Source organism: Mycobacterium marseillense (assembly GCF_010731675.1).
Lineage (GTDB): Bacteria > Actinomycetota > Actinomycetes > Mycobacteriales > Mycobacteriaceae > Mycobacterium > Mycobacterium marseillense.
The window spans coordinates 4,510,825-4,528,593 of record NZ_AP022584.1 but is presented as its reverse complement, the minus strand read 5'-3'; the positions used below and the strand labels follow the sequence as shown (position 1 = coordinate 4,528,593).

Sequence of the window (17,769 nt, the reverse complement as noted above, 5' to 3'; positions counted from 1 at the left end):
GCGCGAGCCGGTCCGTAGAGTTGACCTGTGAGTCATCCAGTCCCTGCACCCGATACCGGACCCGACGCCGGCGCCGTCTGGCATTACGGCGACCCGCTGGGCGAACAGCGCGCGGCCGAAACCGACGCGATCGTGGTCGACCGCTCGCACCGCGGTGTGCTCACCTTGACCGGCAACGACCGCCAGACGTGGTTGCACAGCATCTCGAGCCAACACGTCAGTAACCTGCCCGACGGCGCCAGCACGCAGAATCTGAGCCTGGACGGACAGGGCCGCGTCGAGGACCACTGGATCCAAACCGAGCTGGGCGGCACTACTTACCTCGACACCGAACCCTGGCGCGCCGAGCCGCTCCTGCAATACCTGCGCAAGATGGTGTTCTGGTCCGAAGTCACCCCGGGCGACGCCGATTTGGCCGTGCTCTCGTTGCTCGGCCCGCGGCTGGCCGACCAGACGATCCTTGATGCGCTCGGAGTGGACGTGCTGCCCGACGAGCTGTCCGCGGTTGCCGTCGGCGGCGGCTTCGTGCGGCGCATGCCCGGCACGCCCGCCGGCCCGGTCGAACTGGACCTGGTGGTACCGCGCAGTGACCTCGGTGACTGGCGAAACCGGTTGTCGCAGGCCGGAGTGCGGCCCGGCGGCGTGTGGGCCTACGAAGCCCACCGCGTCGCGGCGGTGCGGCCGCGGCTGGGCGTCGACACCGACGAACGCACGATTCCGCACGAGGTGGGCTGGATCGGCGGGCCCGGCGAAGGTGCCGTCCACCTGGACAAAGGCTGCTACCGCGGGCAAGAGACCGTCGCGCGGGTGCACAACCTGGGCAGGCCGCCCCGGATGCTGGCGCTGCTCCACCTGGACGGCTCGGTGGAGCGCCCCACGACGGGCGACCCCGTGCTGGCCGGCGGCCGCACGATCGGCCGCCTCGGCACCGTGGTCGATCACGTCGATCTCGGGCCGATAGCGCTGGCGCTGCTCAAGCGCGGACTGCCCGCCGAGACGGAATTGGCGACTGGTCCGGAGGCCGCGGTGGCCGCGGTGATCGACGTCGATTCCCTGCCTCCCGCCGAACAGATCGGCGCCGGGCGACTGGCCGTTGAACGGTTGCGGGGCGGTGCGGGATAATGAACGGTAACGTCCGCCACAGCGAGCAGGGGGCGCCGACGCCCACTGGCGTGGCACGGTAAACTGTTGGCAGGACAATACGACACCAGGAGATCGGAGCCGCCTACTCGTTAGGCCGCTCCGTTATTGCGCGAGGGGGTTCCCCCATGGGCCGCGGCCGGGCTAAGGCAAAGCAGACCAAGGTTGCTCGAGAACTCAAATACAGTTCTCCGCAGACCGACTTCCAGCGGCTTCAGCAAGAGCTGTCCGGGACGGGCTCCGACGAGCCCACTGAACTGGACACCGACGGCGCCGACGAATCCTGGGACGACCAGGACAGCTGGCGGCGCTAGAACCAACGCCTCGGCGCCGATGCCTCGTGCACCGGCGCCGTATCAGTTCCGCTGAAGTCCGGGGCCCTCAGAATCTCGGGTGCTGACCGACGAGTTTGGCCCTCGGGCCCGCCTTTCCGCCTTTGCCGACGGTGCCCAGCACCCAGCAATCCAGGTGTCGCGCGGTCAGGATGGCCAGGGCGCGGTCGGTGTCTTCTGGAGCCACGACGGCGATCATGCCGACGCCCATGTTGAACGTCTTTTCCATCTCTTCCCGTGTCACCCGGCCGCGCTGGGCGATCATGGCGAACACCGGCGCGGGCGTCCAGGTGCCGCGGTCCATCTCGGCGACCAGCCCGTGCGGGATGACGCGTGCGAGGTTTCCGGCAAGCCCACCGCCGGTGACGTGGCAGAAGGTGCGGACGTGGGTTTCGGCGCACAGCGCGAGGCAGTCCTTGGCGTAGATCCGCGTGGGCTCGAGCAGCTCTTCGCCCAGGGTGCGGCCGAACTCCTCGACGTAGCCCTCCAGGTTCATCCGGTCGATCTCGAGGAGCACCGTGCGGGCCAGCGAATAGCCGTTGGAGTGCAGGCCCGACGATCCCATCGCGATGATCACGTCGCCGGGTTTGACCCGATCGGGCCCCAACACGTCGTCGGCCTCGACGACACCGATGCCGGTGGCCGAGATGTCGTAATGGTCCGGTTCCATCAGGCCGGGGTGTTCGGCCGTCTCGCCGCCGAGCAGTGCGCAGCCGGCCCGCACGCACCCTTCGGCGATGCCACTGACGATGGCGCTCAAGCGTTCCGGCACCGTGCGGCCCACGGCGATGTAGTCCTGCAGGAACAGCGGCTCGGCGCCGCACACCACGAGGTCGTCGACCACCATGGCCACCAGGTCCAGCCCGACGGTGTCGTGCTTGTCCATCGCCTGGGCGACCGCCAGCTTGGTTCCGACGCCATCGGTGGAGGCCGCGAGCAGCGGCTCGCGGTAGTCGCCGCGTAACGCGAACAAGCCGGCGAATCCGCCCAAGCCGCCCCGGACCTCGGGTCGCGTGGCTTTTGTCGCCAGCGGCTTGAACAGTTCGACGGCGCGATCGCCGGCCTCAATGTCCACCCCGGCCGACGCGTAGGTGATGCCCTGACTGCCTGAGTGGCGTGCGGGGCTCTTTCCGGGATCCGTCATCGCGATAAAGGCTACCGGGCGGCGCTGACCGCCGGTATCAAACGTCGGCGAAGGAGCGCAACCGAGTCAGCGCACCACCGGCACTTCGTCGGCCGCGAGATCGTCGAGCCCGGCACCGCGGGCCGCGTTGGCGAGCATGTGCTCGATGACGTTCTTGCCCAACGCGGTCTCCCCGGGCAGCTCGATCGGATACTGGCCGTCGAAGCACGCGGTGCACAACCGCGACGCCGGCTGCTCGGAGGCCGCAACCAGGCCGCGCAGCGAGATGTAACCCAGCGAGTCGGCACCGATGGCGTGCCGTACCGCCTCGAGCATCTCCTTTTTGTCCTCGACCGCATTGGCGATCAATTCGGCCGGCGAGGGGAAGTCGATGCCGTAGAAGCAGGGCCATTTGACCGGGGGCGACGCGATCCGCACGTGCACCTCGACCGCACCGGCCTCGCGCAGCATCCGCAACAGGGCGCGCTGCGTGTTGCCGCGCACGATCGAGTCGTCGACGACGATCAGCCGCTTGCCGCGGATCACCTCGCGAAGCGGGTTGAGCTTCAGCCGGATACCGAGCTGGCGGATGGTCTGGGACGGCTGGATGAACGTGCGGCCGACGTAGGCGTTCTTCATCAGCCCCTGGCCGTAGGGGATGCCCGACTCCTGCGCGTAGCCGACGGCGGCGGGGGTGCCCGACTCGGGCACGCCGATCACCAGGTCGGCCTCCACGGGCCGTTCCCGGGCCAGCCGGCGGCCGATCTCCACCCGGGTGGCGTGCACGGACCGGCCGGCGATCGTGCTGTCCGGCCGGGCCAGGTACACGTACTCGAAGACGCAGCCCTTGGGGGTGGGATTGGCGAAACGGGTAGAGCGCACCCCGTCGGCGTCGATCGCCAGCAATTCACCCGGCTCGATGTCGCGCACGAACGAGGCGCCGACGATGTCGAGCGCGGCCGTCTCGGAGGCCACCACCCAACCGCGGTCCAACCGCCCGAGCGAAAGGGGCCGCACCCCATGCGGATCGCGGCACGCATACAGCGTGTTCTCGTCCATGAACGTCAAACAGAACGCGCCGCGCACCGTCGGCAGCAGATCCAGCGCCGCCTGCTCCAACGTGGAGTCGGCGGCGCCGTGCGCCAGCAGCGCGCCCAAGATGTCGGAGTCCGTCGTCGCCGGGGCCGGGGCGCGTTTGGCGATCAACCCCTCGTCGCGGGCGCGGGCGGCGAGCTCGGCGGTGTTGACCAGATTCCCGTTGTGTCCCAAGGCAACCCCGGTGCCGGCCGCGGTGTTGCGGAACACCGGCTGCGCGTTTTCCCAGGTCGTGTCGCCCGTGGTCGAATACCGGCAGTGCCCGATGGCGACGTGGCCCGGCATGGCCCCCAGCGTCTGCTCGTCGAACACCTGGCTGACCAAACCCAAGTCCTTGAAGACCAGCACCTGGGATCCGTCGGCGACGGCGATACCGGCGGCTTCCTGCCCGCGATGCTGTAGCGCGTACAAGCCGTAATAGGTGAGTTTGGCGACGTCTTCGCCCGGGGCCCAGACCCCGAATACGCCGCATTCTTCACGGGGTGCGTTGAAGTCCTCTTCGGGCTCTTGGACGGTCACGATTCGGCAGCTCCCCGGGGAACGGTTGGTGACGCTAGGGAGTCTACGGGCACGAGGCCCGCGTCGCCGAATCCACCAGGCGTGTTGGGCGACGAAATGCCCGGGCCACACTCTAAAGGTGCAGTTCAGGGTTGCATTCAGCCCACATCGAACAGGGGCAGGCAGTGGTCAATCTCACCGGCTCGGGAGCCGGAAAGGCGCAGCGCACCGGTGCCCTTCGCCTCGGCGAACGACAGCTTGCCGGTGGCCAGCAGTAGCCAGGTCCGCGGATCGCTCTCCACCACATTGGGCGGTGTGCCGCGGGTGTGCGTGGGCCCGGCGACGCATTGCACCGCCACGAACGGCGGGATCCGCAGCTCCACGCTTCGTCCCGGCGCCACCGCGGCCAGGGTGCGGGCGGTGAGCCGCACGGCCGCCGCCAATTCGTCGCGGCTCGGTGCCGGAGCGGATGCGTCAGCCAACCATTGCGCAACGGCCAACACGGCTTGCCGGGTCTTGGCCGGATCGGCCTTTTCGCGCGGCGCCATACCCTAGGGTCTCAAAACCATGGAGCCCCGTCGCTTACGGGAGCGGCCACCGCACAAGACCGTCGGCCTGGTGACGATCGTGGTCACGGGGCTGATCGTGTTGCTCTTGTACTGGCAGTTCCGGGGCGACCTCACACCGAATACGCAATTGACGATGGTGGCCCCGCGGGCGGGATTGGTGATGGATCCCGGTTCCAAGGTCACCTACAACGGGGTCCAGATCGGCCGGGTGTCGAGCATTTCCGAGATCACCCATCGCGGCAAGCCGGCCGCGAAAGTGGTGCTGGATATCATCCCGAAGTACGTCGCGCGGATTCCGGCCAACGTTGCGGCGGACATCAAGGCGACCACCGTGTTCGGCAACAAGTACGTTGCGCTGGTCGCACCGGATCACCCCGCGGCGCAATCGATCACGCCGTCCGTCGTGATCGACGCGATGTCGGTGACGACCGAGTTCAACAGTTTGTTCGAGACGGTCACCTCGATCGCCGAGAAGGTCGATCCGGTCAAGGTGAACCTGACGCTCAGCGCGGCTGCGCAGGCATTGACCGGGCTGGGCGACAAGCTCGGCAGATCGCTGATCAATGGCAACGCCGTCCTAGACGACGTGAACCCCCGGATGCCGGGGCTGCGCAACGACATTGCGCGGCTGGCGGCCCTCGGCGACACCTACGCGCAGGCCTCCCCCGAGCTGTGGGACGCGCTGGACCATGCCGTAACCGCGGCGCGCACACTCAACCGTCAGCAACGCGATCTGGATGAGGCGCTGCTGACGGCTGCGGGACTGGGCAACATCGGCGCGGACGTTTTCGGCCGCGCCGGACCGTACTTCGCGCGCGGTGCCGTCGACCTGATTCCCAGCAGCCAGCTGCTCGACGAGTACAGCCCCGAAATCTATTGCACCATCCACAATTTCGACGAAGTCGCGCCCAGGGTTCATAACGCCTTGGGCGATAACGGGTACTCGTTGGGCGCCCACGCCTCGGGCGCCATCACCGGTGCGCCCAATCCGTACATCTGGCCGGAAAACCTGCCGCGCACCAACGCCCGGGGCGGACCGGGCGGGCGGCCCGGCTGTTGGCAGAAGATCACCCGCGAACTCTGGCCCGCCCCGTTCCTGGTCATGGACACCGGCGCGAGTATGGCCCCCTACAACCACTTCGAAGTCGGTTCACCCCTGGCGGTCGATTTCGTGTGGGGCCGGCAACTGGGTGACTACACGATCAACCCCTGACCTCGTCGCCAACACGGCGATCGCACCGGCCTCGTTGATGGCCAAGTGCGCCAGCATCGGTGCGGCGAGGCTACCGGTACGGTCGGCCAGCCAGCCAAATATCCAGCCGCCGAGTCCGGTTACCAGGACGGTGGCCGCCACGGGCTCACCAGTCGCGCGCGCATCGGGGATGTGCGAGAGGCCAAAAGCGGTGGCCTGCAGCAACCTTCCGCCCCGTCGACCGAACGCCGCAGAGCCGACGGTGGCCAGCGCCGCGCGGAAGGCGGACTCCTCGGACCAGACCGTGCCCACGGGTATGCGCACCAACAGCCAGTCCGGCACGGACGCGGGCGGTTCCCGGACGGCCATCGATTGGCGCACCGGCGGCATGAGGGTGGTCGCGGCCACCGTGCTCGCCGCCGAGAACGCGACCGCCGACCCCAGCCGCAGCCCGGCCCACAACCGGGGCGGCCCCAAGCCCAGCGGGGCCCGCGTCCCCACCACCAGCGCGCCGCCCACCGCCGACTGCGCCGCCACCCGCCACGCGGCCGGTAGCCGCGGGGCCACGAAGCTCCAGCCGACCAGCGCGGCGGCCAAGGACACTGCGTACGCCCGACGAGAACGCCTGGCGGGCATCAGAATTCGCTGCGGGCGCTCATCCGAAGAGCCGCGGCAGCACCGCCTCGGAGGTCTCGCGCAGTTCGGCCAGGGAGACCGTGAACTGCCCCTGGACCTCGACCTCGTCGGAGGCCTGGTCGACGACGCCGATGCGCACCGCGGGCAGTCCCCGCGCTTCGCACATCGAACGGAAGCGGCTCTCCTCGGTGCGCGGCACCGCCACCAGCACGCGGCCGGCCGACTCGGAGAACAACGTCACGAAAGGATCGGCATCCTCGGGAAGGACGAGGCGACAACCGGTTTCACCGGCCAGGGCCGCCTCGACGACCGCTTGGGCCAGGCCGCCTTCGGACAGGTCGTGCGCCGCGGACACCAGGCCGTCGCGCGACGCCGAGCGCAACACCTCGGCCAGCAGCTTCTCGCGGTCCAGATCGACCTTGGGCGGTATGCCACCCAGGTGGTCGGCGGTCACCTGCGCCCACACCGATCCGTCGAACTCGTCGCGCGTATCGCCCAGCAGCATCAGGGTTTCGCCCGGCTCGGTACCCAGGCCCGTGGGGATGCGGCGGCCGACGTCGTCCAAGACGCCGAGGACCCCGACCACCGGGGTGGGCAGGATCGCCGTCGACCCGGTCTGGTTGTAGAAGCTGACGTTGCCGCCGGTCACCGGAATCCCCAGGGCCGCACAGCCTTCGGCCAGCCCGCGCACGGCCTGGGAGAACTGCCACATCACGCCGGGGTCTTCGGGGGAACCGAAGTTCAGGCAGTTGGTCACCGCGACCGGGGTGGCGCCGGTGACGGCGACGTTGCGGTAGGCCTCGGCCAGGGCGAGTTGGGCGCCGGTGTAGGGATCCAGTTTGGTGTAGCGGCCCGACGCGTCGGTCGACAGGGCGATGCCGCGGCCGGTGACCTCGTCGACGCGGAGCACGCCACCATCGGCGTGCTCGGCCAGTACGGTGTTGCCCCGTACGTACCGGTCGTACTGCTCGGTGATGAACGCGCGGCTGCACAGATGCGGGCTCCCCAGCAGGGCAAGCAAAGTCGCGCGCAGTTCGTCGCCGGTAGCGGGCCGCGGCAACGGGTTCGAGGTGTCCGCGTTCAGGGCGTCCTGGGTGTCGGGCCGAGCGACCGGACGCTGGTAGACCGGGCCCTCATGGGCGACCGTGCGCGGCGGCACGTCGACGACGGTCTGACCGTGCCAGGTGATCCGCAGCCGGTCGCCGTCGGTCACCTCACCGATCACGGTGGCCAGCACGTCCCACTTGCGGCACACCGCCAGGAAGGCGTCGACGTTCTCCGGGGTGACCACCGCGCACATCCGCTCCTGGGATTCGCTGCAGAGGATCTCCGCGGGGGTCATCTGGGTGGTGCGCAGCGGCACGGTCTCGAGCTGGATTGCCATGCCGCCGTCGCCGGCTGACGCCAATTCCGAAGTGGCACAGGACAGCCCGGCACCACCCAAGTCCTGGATGCCGACGACCAGGTGTCCCGCGTAGAGCTCGAGACAGCACTCGATGAGTACCTTCTCCATGAACGGGTCGCCCACCTGGACCGACGGCAGCTTCTTGCGTGAGTTCTCGGCGTCAAACGTGTCCGACGCCAGCACCGACACCCCGCCGATGCCGTCCAGCCCGGTGCGCGCCCCGAACAGGATGATCTTGTTGCCGGCGCCGGAGGCGAACGCCAGATGCAGGTCCTCCTGCCGCAACACACCGACGCACATGGCGTTCACCAACGGGTTGCCGGCGTAGCACGCATCGAAGACCGTCTCACCGCCGATGTTGGGCAGGCCCAACGAGTTGCCGTAGCCGCCGATGCCGCGGACCACACCGTCGACCACCCGGCGAGTGTCGGGCGCGTCGGCGGCGCCGAACCGGAGCTGGTCCATCACCGCGACCGGCCGCGCACCCATCGCCATGATGTCGCGGACAATGCCGCCGACACCGGTGGCCGCGCCCTGGTAGGGCTCGACGTAGGACGGGTGGTTGTGCGACTCGACTTTGAAGGTGACCGCCCAGCCGTCGCCGATGTCGACGACGCCGGCGTTCTCGCCGATGCCGGCCAGCATGCCGGCCCGCATCTCGTCGGTGGTGGTCTCGCCGAAGTAGCGCAGGTGCACCTTGGACGACTTGTAGGAGCAGTGCTCGCTCCACATCACCGAGTACATCGCCAGTTCGGTGTCGGTGGGTCGGCGGCCCAGGATCTCGCGGATGCGCTGGTATTCGTCGTCTTTGAGACCCAGCTCACCGAACGGCTGCGGCTCGTCGGGGGTGGTGGCGGCGTGCTCGACGGTGTCGATCGCGTGGGTGCGCGCACTCGTCCCGGAGACAGTCACGGGACACAGTCTAGGGTGGCGGCGGCCGCGGTGTCGGAGGCCGACCGCCGCACCGCGTCAGCCGGCGATCGCGGCCAGCGCCGCGGCCGTATCCAGGTCGGCGTAGGCGAACGAATACCGCTGGGCCAGCGCCAGCGCGATGTCGGGACGCTGCCACAGTTCCCCGGCGCTGGCGGTGCACAGCCACAGGGTCAGCCCGTGCGCCACCGAGGCCCGGTATCGCAACCAGACCTCGTCGGGACTCGGCATCTCCGCTTTCGGCAGGCCGAGCGCGCCGCGGTACTCCTCGAGGAGATCGCGCTCGCTGCGGCGACGGTCCTCGACGGTCAGGGCGCCCTGCAGGAAGTAGCCCAGGTCGAGTGACCAGTTGCCGCGGCGGGCCACCTGCCAGTCGAGGAACCCCACCTCGTCGTTGGGCAGCAGGTAGGTGTTGCCGATGTGCGGATCGCCGTGCAGCAGCGTCTGCGGTGACGCGGTCAGCGTTCTGATGTAGGGCTTCCAGATCGATTCGATCAGCGCGTCGATCGTCAGCGACGTCACCTGCTCCGGGGCATCCGCGCCGAGGCGCTCCAGCGCGGCCGGCAGCGGCGCCATTTCCATGCCGTCCCATGGCAGAAACGGCTCGAGCCAACCCAGCGCCGGCTCGGTCAGTACCCGTTCGCCCCAGTACCGTCCGTGCATCCGGGCCAGGCCGCGCACACCGGTGGCGACCTGCTCGACGGTCATCGGCCTGGTGGCGTCGCGGGGATCGGCGCCGCGCGCGGTGAGGTCCTCCATGACCATCACGAAGTCGTAGGCGGCCTCGTCGATCAGCGCGGTGTAGACGCGGGGGTGCTCGAGGGGCAGATCGACCCCGCAGGTGAACAGCCGTGGTTCGTGGAACATGCCGCTGGTCATGCGGATCAGTTCTTTGTGGTCGGGGTCGGCGGCCTTGACGAACACCGACGCCGGTCCGCTGCCGTTGCGGTAGGTCACTCCCAGGCGGGCGCGCCGGTTGGTGCCGTCGTCGCGAACCTCCACGGTGACGGTGTCCACCTCGACGCCGGGATGATCGGTGGCCAGCGCCGCGGACATCCACTGCGGCGTGATGTCATCCCAGGTCGTGGGGACCGACAGCGCGGGGGCATTCATGGGTGGACTCCTTCGTCACGGACCGCGACCATAGAAACGACACGTATCGTTTCCTACACTTGTCCCCGTGAAGGTAACCCGAGCGCACGCCCGCACGCCAGTACCGAATCGGTTCGCCGCCCCGGTCGGGCGCACCTAGGCTCGGTCCACGTGCCAGACGAGCGGGTGGGCCGGCCCCGCGACACCCGGCTGCATCACGCGATCTTGGACGCCACCCGCGAACTCCTGACCGCCGGTGGCTACGCCGAGTTGTCGATGGAAAGCGTCGCGGCTCGCGCCGGCGTGGGCAAGAAGACCCTCTACCGGCGCTGGCCATCGAAGGCGCCGCTGGTCGCCGAGGCCGTCCTGGAGGCGTACGGCGGATCCGGATCGTTTCCCGTCGCCGAGACGGGAAACCTGCGCGCCGACCTAGGGGCGTGGCTGCGCGAGCACGCCGACTTTCTGGCGCAGCCGTCGAACGCCGCGTTGGTGCGGGCGCTGATCGCCGCGGCGGCCGCCCGCCCGGCCGACGGCGACGATCTCTACCAGCAGCTCAGCGCGCCTCAACTGGACGGGTTGATGACGCGACTCCGCCGGGCCGTCCGGGACGAGGAACTGAGCGCCGCCGCCGACCTCGACGCGATCGCCCAGGCACTGATCGGCACCATGCTGTTTCGCGCGTTAACCCACGGGGGCGCAAGCGATTTCGCCGTGCAAGCAGCGCGGCCATTTGACGGGCTGCTCGACGCGATCCTGGACGGCGCGGCTAAGACCCAGCCCGCGTCAGGCGGGTGACAAGAACGCCTGCATCGCGGCCGAGTAAGCGGCCACATCGTGCGCGCCCATCAGCTCGCGGGCGGAATGCATCGCCAGCTGCGCGGCGCCGACGTCGACGGTGGGGATGCCGGTGCGCGCGGAGGTCAACGGTCCGATCGTTGATCCGCACGGCAGGTCGGCCCGGTGCTCGTAGCGCTGCAACGGAACCCCGGCCTGCTGACAGGCCAGCGCGAAGGCCGCGGCGGTGCGCCCATCGGTGGCGTAGCGCAGGTTGGGGTGCACCTTGAGCACCGGACCCGCGTTGACGGCGATCGGGTGGCCAGGCTCGTGCCGCTCCGGGTAATTGGGGTGGGTGGCATGTGCCATGTCCGCGGAGGCCAGCAAGGATGCCGGCAGCCGGCGCAGGTAGTCCTCCCGGGTGCCGCCCGCCGCCAGCACAATTCGCTCGAGGACGGTGCCCAACAAGTCCGATTGCGCGCCGTGGTCCGAGGACGAGCCGACCTCCTCGTGATCGAAGAGCACCAATACCGGCAGGTAGCCCGCGCCCTGCGCCACAGCCAGCAGCGCCTCGAGCCCCGCGTAGCAGCTGGCCTGGTTGTCCAGCCGGGGGGCACTCAACAGGTCCGCAGTTCCGTTGTCCGACGCGCCGATCACCGTCGAGGGGGTCAGGTCGTGCGTCATCAGGTCGGCGGCCAGCACGTCGGTGGGTGCCACGTCGGCGCGCTCGGCGACGTAATCGACGAAGGACCGGGCCGTCTCACCGACACCCCACACGGCGTTGACGTGTCGCTGCGGGTCCAGGGTCAGCGATTTGCGGTCGTCGGCCAGGTGGATCGCGAGCTGCGGCACCCGCAGGATCGGCTCGTCGATCCGGACCAGGCGGTGCGCGATCCCGGTGCTTTGATCCTTCGCCCGCACCGACAGGCGGCCGCTGATTCCCAGATCGCGGTCCAGCCACGAGTTGAGCCACGCGCCCCCATAGGGCTCGAGCGCCACGACGCGCCAGCCGGCGACCACCCGGTCGGGGTGCTGCTTGACCCTGAGGTTGGGGCTGTCGGTGTGTGCTCCGACGATCCGGAACGGCCCGTCGGGCGCTTGCGAATTCCAGGCGACCAGCGAGCCCGCCCGCACCGTGAAATAGCGCCCGGGTTCGGACGGCCATGGTTCGGCCTCGCTCAGTTCGATGTACCCGGCGGCGAGCAGCCGGGCGGCCACTGTGGCGCAGGCGTGAAATGGCGACGGAGACGCGTCGATGAACTCGCAGAGACCCTGCGCGCTCGCTGAGGACTTCGTCTGGTTTCGAGGCCCGCCGGACATGGTGAACATCATGGCTGTCCGGCCCCGCGGGGCTCACGCTAGGGTCGATTGCGCGCTCCTTGCTCGCGCCGCTTCCGGCGCTCACCGTCGCCACGCTGCCCCCGATTGCGCGCTCCTTGCTCGCGCCGCTTCCGGCGCTCACCGTCGCCACGCCGCCTTCGATTGCGCGCTCCTTGCTCGCGCCGCTTCCGGCGCTCACCATCGCCACGCTAGGGTCACCAGAGTGCCCCCCGTCCAGCCGCAACCGATCCTCGCGCCGCTGACGCCCGCGGCGATCTTCCTCGTGGTGACCATCGACGACGGCGGCGAGGCGACCGTGCACGACGCGCTGCAGGACGTCTCCGGGCTGGTGCGCGCGATCGGTTTCCGCGAGCCGCAGAAGCGGTTGTCGGCGATCGCCTCGATCGGCTCGGATGCCTGGGACCGTTTGTTTTCCGGGCCGCGTCCCGCCGAGCTGCACCGGTTCGTCGAGCTGGAGGGCCCACGTCACCACGCTCCCGCCACCCCCGGGGACCTGTTGTTCCACGTCCGGGCCGAGAGTTTGGACGTCTGTTTCGAACTGGCCGACCGCATCCTGAAATCGATGGCCGGCGCGGTCACCGTGGTCGACGAGGTGCACGGCTTCCGGTATTTCGACAACCGCGACTTGCTCGGATTCGTCGACGGCACCGAGAACCCGGACGGCCCACTTGCCGTCAGCGCCACCGCGATCGGCGACGAGGATCCCGACTTCGCCGGCTCCTGCTATGTCCACGTGCAAAAGTACGTGCACGACATGCCCTCGTGGAACTCGATATCCGTCACCGAACAGGAGCGCGTGATCGGCCGCACCAAGCTGGAGGACATCGAACTCGACGACGACGTCAAGCCGGATGACTCCCACATCGCCCTCAACGTCATCACCGACGACGAGGGCACCGAATTGAAAATCGTGCGGCACAACATGCCCTTCGGCGAGCTCGGCAAGGGCGAGTACGGCACGTACTTCATCGGTTATTCGCGCACGCCCCAAGTCACCGAGCAAATGCTGCGCAACATGTTCCTCGGCGACCCGCCCGGCAACACCGACCGCATCCTGGACTTCTCCACCGCCATCACCGGCGGATTGTTCTTCTCCCCCACCGTCGACTTCCTCGATGACCCCCCGCCCCTGCCCGCACCGCCGGCGGCGGAAACGTCTGTTGCACAGGACGGCTCACTTTCGATCGGCAGTCTGAAAGGATCCACTTCATGAACAACCTCTATCGCGACCTGGCGCCGATCACCGAAGCCGCCTGGGAAGAAATCGAATTGGAGGCGACCCGGACATTCAAGCGCCACATCGCCGGGCGCCGGGTCGTCGACGTCAGCGAGCCCGGCGGCCCAGTGGCCGCCTCGATCAGCACCGGTCGGCTGGCCAACGTGGCCTCGCCCACCGAGGGCGTGGAGGCGCACCTGCGCGAGAGCAAACCCCTTGTACGGCTTCGTGTTCCGTTCACGCTGTCGCGCTACGAGATCGACAACGTCGAGCGCGGCGCCAACGACTCCGATTGGGACCCGGTCAAGGCGGCGGCAAAGAAACTCGCGTTCGTGGAGGACCGCGCCATCTTCGAGGGGTACGCCGCGGCATCGATCGAGGGCATCCGTTCGGCCAGCTCCAACAAGACGCTGACGTTGCCGGCGGATCCCAGCGAGATCCCCGACGTCATCACCCAGGCGATCTCCGAGCTCCGCCTGGCCGGTGTGGACGGCCCCTACTCGGTGCTGCTGTCCGCCGACGTCTACACAAAGGTCAGCGAGACGACCCAACACGGATATCCGATCCTCGAACACATCGACCGGCTGGTTCCCGGAGACATCATCTGGGCCCCGGCGATCGACGGTGCCTTCGTGCTGACCACCCGCGGCGGCGATTTCGACCTGCAGCTCGGGACCGACGTGACGATCGGCTACACCAGCCATGATGCCGACACCGTGCAGCTGTATCTACAGGAGACGCTCACCTTCCTGTGCTACACCGCCGAGGCGTCCGTCCCGCTGAGCCCGTAGAAGCAAACGTCGTCGGCATTTCGCTAAAGGTCCAGCACCACCTCGGTTTCGGGAGCCGCCGAACAGATCAGTACCGTCTCGCCGGCCGGCGGCTCCAGCGGTTCCTGAATGTAGGTCGTCGTCCCGGCGACGATTCCGGTAACGCACACATGACACACGCCACTGCGGCAGGAGTAGCGGGTCGGCACATCGCAGGCTTCGGCGAGATCGAGGATGCTGCGGTAGCCCGGCGACCAATTGACCGTTAACCCGCTGCGGGCAAACGTGATCGGTGGTCCCGTGCCCGGCGGCCCGGCGGGCTGATGGGGCGGTGTGCGCGTGCCCGTTTCGACGACGCCGGGATTGATCGCGGGCAGCGCACCGAACAGCTCGCTGTGGATCAGAGCGGGGTCGAATCCGATGTCGACCAGCTCTGCGCGGATATCCGTCATGAATTGTGTTGGCCCGCAGAGGTAAACGACGCCATCGGTCGGCAGCCCCAACGCCGCGACGGCATCTCGGGTCAGGCGGCCCTGAGTTTCGGTGTAGAAGACCTGCTGCCGGGCGTGGGGCAGCGACTCGATCAGCGTCGCGACTTCAGCGGCAAAGGCCTGGTTTTCCCGATTCCGGGCGCTGTGCAGCCACCAGATGTCACGGCCGCTGCCCTCCACGGCGAGTGCATGCAACATCGCGAGCACCGGCGTCGCGCCGATTCCAGCGGAAAAGAGCACTACGGGACGGCGGTCCTCGGCGAGGCAGAAGTCGCCGCGCGGGGCGGCGGCGGTTATCAGCATCCCCGGTTGGGCGTGGGCGTGCAGCCAGCCACTCACCAATCCGTGATCCTCCCGCTTGACGCTGATGCGGTAGTACCCGGCCGACGGGTCGCCCGACAGGGAATAGCTGCGCAACGGCGCCGGGTCACCGGCCCCGGGAATCTTCACCGTGAGGTACTGCCCCGGAAGCGCCGGTGGCAGCGGATCCCGGTCGTCGGCCTGCAGCCGGATCGAGAGCACTTGCGGGCTCTCCCGGCATACGTCGGTGACCCGGAGGTCTCGAAATCCCTTCCATCCAGGCTCGACTGGGGCGGGGGAGGCCGTCGCGGCCGCACCATCGTGGGCGCCCAGCATGTCGTGAAAAGACTGTTGCCATCCCGGGCTCAGCGCCGGAACATCGACGGCCTCGCGCAGCCGTTCGACGCTGCGGTTCGGCAGGTAGAGCAACGCGTCGACCTCGGCGACGCTGAGCTGATGACGGCCGCGGCGGGTCCGGACGATGTCGTCTCCGGCCCGCACCCGGCCCTCGGTGATGACCCGGAAATAGAAACCCGGACGATGCTGGGAGACAAGCAGATTGGGCATGTCGGGCTCGTCGAGTCGAAGACCCACCCGAAAGCACGTGACTCGCGGCTGGGTGACCTCGAATTCGGCGTCGCCGATGCGATAGCGGTCACCGATGCATACCTCGTGGTCGGCAAGCCCGGTGACGGTGAAGTTTTCGCCGAAATGTCCGGGCCGCAGGTCGGTGCGGCCCAGGTAGGTCTTCCAGAAGTCATAGGACTCGCTCTGGTACACCATCACGGCCCGTTGTTCCCCGCCATGGCCGGCGAGGTCACCCTGGCCGTCGCCGTCGATGTTGAGCCGACGCACCATGACCGGCCCCTGCACCGGTGTCTTCCAGATGCCGGTGAAGACCGTTTTGTCTCGCCATCGGACGTCTTTGGGCATGCCCACGTTCACCGAAACAAGCGTGCCCACCATGTCACCTCGAACCAGCTCGTCATGGCACCGGCCACCCAACTGGGATGGTTGGCCCAGAATATTGCAGCCCGATCCGCACGGCAACACCTCGGCCGCACGGGCTGTTGCACCGAACCCGCTTTGGTGCATAATGGGTTGCACAACCCAAAAATAGGTCGTCCCCGGTTTCGCCGACGTCTACCGAACGCGGTCGCGGCACTCGCGCGCGAATCGCGTTGGCTCAGGAGGAATGTCATGCCGCCTGTTCATCATCGATACGCCACGGTCGACGGCCACCGGCTCTTCTACCGGGAAGCTGGCGACCCGAGCGCTCCCTCGGTGCTGCTCCTGCACGGGTTTCCCACCAGTTCCTACATGTTTCGCGATCTGATACCGGCGCTGGCGGACCGCTACCACGTCATCGCGCCGGACCATCTGGGCTTCGGACTCTCCGATGCGCCGCCGGTCGAGGAGTTCGATTACACCTTCGACGGGCTGACCGACCTCACGGCGGGCCTGCTGAGAACCCTCGGCGTCGTTAGGTATGCCATGTACGTCCAGGACTACGGCGCCCCGATCGGCTGGCGGCTGGCGCTGCGCGACCCGTCCGCGATCACCGCGATCATCACCCAGAACGGCAACGGATATGACGCGGGCTTCGTCGAGAGCTTCTGGAAGGTCGTGCAGGCTTACCAGCGTGAGCCCACCGCGGACATCGAGGCCCCGGTGCGCCAGTTCCTCACCCTGAACGCCACCCGGTGGCAGTACGTGACCGGTGTGGCCGACGAGACCCTGGTCGATCCCGAGTCGTGGCATCACGACTACGCGCTGCTCTCCCGTCCCGGCAACGACTTGGTGCAGCTCAAGCTGTTTCGCGATTACGCCACTAACGCGCCCCTGTATCCGCGCGTGCACGAATACTTCCGGGCCAGCCGGGTGCCGTTGCTGGCGGTCTGGGGTCGCGGCGATGAAATCTTCGGACCGGCCGGAGCCGAAGCATTCGCCGATGACCTGCCCGACGCCGAGATCCACCTGCTCGACGGTGGGCACTTTCTGTTGGAATCCGCGCTCGATGACGTCACCCCCTTGATCCGGAACTTCCTCGCCAAGCAGCTCACGGCGCGATGACCGGCAGCGAGGTGCGCGGCGACCAGCCATGACGATCCCGTCGTCTGGGCTGGAGATCCCATAACTGGGGGCACAGACGGGTTAGCCTGACTCGATGGCCCATCCCGATGTTCGTGACGAACAACGGTTGACCGCCAAGGGGCGTGCCACCCGCGACCGAATCGTGCAGGCGGCGGCGCAGTTGATCGTCACCGAGGGACTCTCCGCATCCAACATGGAGAACGTGCGGCGTGCCGCCTCGGTCAGCGGCTCGCAGCTTGCGCACTATTTCGCCGACAAGGGCGCGCTGATTCGGGCGGTGATCCGACACCAAATCGGTGTGGTCTTGGACTTTCACCGGCAACCCACGCTTCGAGGCCTGAGTTCGTTCGACGACTTCGAAAAGTGGATCGACCTGAACATGCGCTACCTGCGACGCATCGGCTATGTCGGCACCCCTACCTATCACGCGCTGGCCGGGCTGCTCGCGAAGTCGGACGGTGCCACGCGCGACCAGTTGGCGGTCGGCTACCGCCAGTGGATCGAGCTGTTGGAGAAGGCAATTCAGCATATGAAGGATGACGGACTGCTGATTGCCGACGCCGACCCGCGGCAGCTGGCGTTGGTGATCGTCGCCGCGCATCAAGGAGGTGGCATTCTGACTTTCACCTATCAAGAGGAATGGCCGCACGCCGACGCGACCCGTTTCGCGGTGAACTACTTGCGCACGTTCGCCACCGACGCCGCCGAACGGGCGCCCCGGCCTCCGCGCCGGTCGCGGAGCCGCCGCCCCACCCGACGAGCCGGCTGACC

16 protein-coding genes are annotated in these 17,769 nt (G+C 68.2%); 8 read left to right on the top strand and 8 right to left on the bottom strand.

Features of this window, described 5'->3' with window-relative positions; genetic code table 11:
- Window positions 1–27 precede the first annotated feature (27 nt).
- On the top strand, window positions 28–1,122 hold the full coding sequence (gene ygfZ / locus G6N26_RS21095; protein ID WP_083014765.1) for a CAF17-like 4Fe-4S cluster assembly/insertion protein YgfZ: 1,095 nt from the start codon (window positions 28–30) through the stop codon (window positions 1,120–1,122).
- Window positions 1,123–1,268: 146 nt separating this feature from the next.
- Window positions 1,269–1,454 (top strand): DUF3073 domain-containing protein, encoded by a 186-nt coding sequence (locus G6N26_RS21090; RefSeq protein WP_067174670.1) that lies wholly within the window; start codon window positions 1,269–1,271, stop codon window positions 1,452–1,454.
- Between the two features lie 67 nt (window positions 1,455–1,521).
- Here G6N26_RS21090 and purM read toward each other — a convergent pair whose 3' ends face one another.
- The 3 genes from purM to G6N26_RS21075 all read right to left on the bottom strand — a co-directional run bounded on the left by purM (window position 1,522) and on the right by G6N26_RS21075 (window position 4,736).
- Window positions 1,522–2,616: a phosphoribosylformylglycinamidine cyclo-ligase gene (purM, locus tag G6N26_RS21085; RefSeq protein WP_008263904.1), complete on the bottom strand. Its 1,095-nt coding sequence runs from the start codon at window positions 2,614–2,616 to the stop codon at window positions 1,522–1,524.
- A 66-nt stretch (window positions 2,617–2,682) separates the two neighbouring features.
- Entirely contained in the window at window positions 2,683–4,209 is a 1,527-nt protein-coding gene (gene purF, locus G6N26_RS21080) for an amidophosphoribosyltransferase (RefSeq protein WP_067174674.1), read from the bottom strand.
- A gap of 137 nt (window positions 4,210–4,346) precedes the next feature.
- Entirely contained in the window at window positions 4,347–4,736 is a 390-nt protein-coding gene (locus G6N26_RS21075) for a sterol carrier family protein (protein WP_083014762.1), read from the bottom strand.
- Between the two features lie 19 nt (window positions 4,737–4,755).
- On the opposite strand from G6N26_RS21075, the gene G6N26_RS21070 reads away from it, so the two are divergent.
- Entirely contained in the window at window positions 4,756–5,970 is a 1,215-nt protein-coding gene (locus tag G6N26_RS21070; protein WP_083014758.1) for an MCE family protein, read from the top strand.
- Here G6N26_RS21070 and G6N26_RS21065 read toward each other — a convergent pair.
- Genes G6N26_RS21065 through G6N26_RS21055 form a run of 3 tightly spaced genes read right to left on the bottom strand, consistent with a single transcriptional unit; the run spans window position 5,908 to window position 10,033 of the window.
- On the bottom strand, window positions 5,908–6,585 hold the full coding sequence (locus G6N26_RS21065) for an Rv0804 family intramembrane glutamic endopeptidase (RefSeq protein ID WP_179960245.1): 678 nt from the start codon (window positions 6,583–6,585) through the stop codon (window positions 5,908–5,910). The genes G6N26_RS21070 and G6N26_RS21065 overlap by 63 nt on opposite strands.
- A 19-nt stretch (window positions 6,586–6,604) precedes the next feature.
- Window positions 6,605–8,902, bottom strand: a complete 2,298-nt coding sequence (gene purL / locus G6N26_RS21060; protein ID WP_067174682.1) for a phosphoribosylformylglycinamidine synthase subunit PurL — start codon at window positions 8,900–8,902, stop codon at window positions 6,605–6,607.
- Window positions 8,903–8,959: 57 nt separating this feature from the next.
- Window positions 8,960–10,033 carry a phosphotransferase gene (locus tag G6N26_RS21055; protein ID WP_067174685.1) on the bottom strand — a complete coding sequence of 358 codons (1,074 nt, stop codon included), beginning with the start codon at window positions 10,031–10,033 and terminating at the stop codon, window positions 8,960–8,962.
- 150 nt (window positions 10,034–10,183) lie between these two features.
- Between G6N26_RS21055 and G6N26_RS21050 the strand changes: the two genes are divergently transcribed.
- Entirely contained in the window at window positions 10,184–10,807 is a 624-nt protein-coding gene (locus tag G6N26_RS21050) for a TetR/AcrR family transcriptional regulator (protein ID WP_083014753.1), read from the top strand.
- On the opposite strand, the gene G6N26_RS21045 is transcribed toward G6N26_RS21050, so the two are convergent.
- Window positions 10,796–12,115, bottom strand: coding sequence for a M18 family aminopeptidase (locus G6N26_RS21045; RefSeq protein WP_179960390.1), 1,320 nt, complete (start codon window positions 12,113–12,115; stop codon window positions 10,796–10,798). The two genes, G6N26_RS21050 and G6N26_RS21045, sit on opposite strands and share 12 nt — an antisense overlap.
- Before the next feature lie 214 nt (window positions 12,116–12,329).
- On the opposite strand from G6N26_RS21045, the gene G6N26_RS21040 reads away from it, so the two are divergent.
- Complete coding sequence (locus tag G6N26_RS21040; RefSeq protein WP_083014749.1) at window positions 12,330–13,340, top strand: Dyp-type peroxidase; 1,011 nt, start codon at window positions 12,330–12,332, stop codon at window positions 13,338–13,340.
- Window positions 13,337–14,134, top strand: coding sequence for a family 1 encapsulin nanocompartment shell protein (locus tag G6N26_RS21035; protein WP_067174695.1), 798 nt, complete (start codon window positions 13,337–13,339; stop codon window positions 14,132–14,134). Before G6N26_RS21040 ends, G6N26_RS21035 begins: the two co-directional genes overlap by 4 nt.
- A 23-nt stretch (window positions 14,135–14,157) precedes the next feature.
- On the opposite strand, the gene G6N26_RS21030 is transcribed toward G6N26_RS21035, so the two are convergent.
- Window positions 14,158–15,867, bottom strand: a complete 1,710-nt coding sequence (locus tag G6N26_RS21030) for an MOSC and FAD-binding oxidoreductase domain-containing protein (RefSeq protein ID WP_083015149.1) — start codon at window positions 15,865–15,867, stop codon at window positions 14,158–14,160.
- A 237-nt stretch (window positions 15,868–16,104) separates the two neighbouring features.
- On the opposite strand from G6N26_RS21030, the gene G6N26_RS21025 reads away from it, so the two are divergent.
- Complete coding sequence (locus G6N26_RS21025; RefSeq protein ID WP_083014746.1) at window positions 16,105–16,977, top strand: alpha/beta fold hydrolase; 873 nt, start codon at window positions 16,105–16,107, stop codon at window positions 16,975–16,977.
- A gap of 94 nt (window positions 16,978–17,071) precedes the next feature.
- Window positions 17,072–17,767: a TetR/AcrR family transcriptional regulator gene (locus tag G6N26_RS26220; RefSeq protein ID WP_145011881.1), complete on the top strand. Its 696-nt coding sequence runs from the start codon at window positions 17,072–17,074 to the stop codon at window positions 17,765–17,767.
- Window positions 17,768–17,769 lie beyond the last annotated feature (2 nt).